Source organism: Pseudoalteromonas sp. 0303 (assembly GCF_013349995.1).
In the GTDB taxonomy this organism is placed as follows: Bacteria; Pseudomonadota; Gammaproteobacteria; order Enterobacterales; family Alteromonadaceae; genus Pseudoalteromonas.
Window position 1 is genome coordinate 1 of sequence record NZ_JABVXF010000139.1, and the last position, 464, is coordinate 464.

A 464-nucleotide genomic window follows, 5' to 3' on the forward strand; every position below is an offset into this window, starting at 1 on the left:
TTTACTTTTGAAAACTCTTTATAGATACGAATATCTATAAGAATTTTAATATCAGCTTTCCAAATTTTTAAAGAGCAAGAGAATAAACTTCTCAAAATTAAACACACTCTATTCTCAAGTAGTTTATTACCTGATTAAGAATGTTTATTTTTAAGGAGTAAAAGTGGTGGAGCTAAGCAGGATCGAACTGCTGACCTCCTGCGTGCAAGGCAGGCGCTCTCCCAGCTGAGCTATAGCCCCACATATGCTGGTACTTACTGTTTAGTTGCCACTTCAAAGAAGTGGTGGGTCTGAGTAGATTTGAACTACCGACCTCACCCTTATCAGGGGTGCGCTCTAACCAACTGAGCTACAGACCCAAACAATAAGTGTTGTTCTCTTTACAATTAACAATCATCTGTGTGGACACTACGAACAAATAAGTTCTAAATCGTATAAGGAGGTGATCCAGCCCCAGGTTCCCC

General features: G+C 39.7%; 2 tRNA genes. Both read right to left on the reverse strand.

Going from position 1 to position 464, the window contains the following annotated elements:
- Positions 1-164: 164 nt before the first annotated feature.
- Positions 165-240 (reverse strand) — tRNA-Ala (locus HUS62_RS22490).
- Positions 241-282: 42 nt separating this feature from the next.
- Positions 283-359 (reverse strand) — tRNA-Ile (locus HUS62_RS22495).
- Positions 360-464 lie beyond the last annotated feature (105 nt).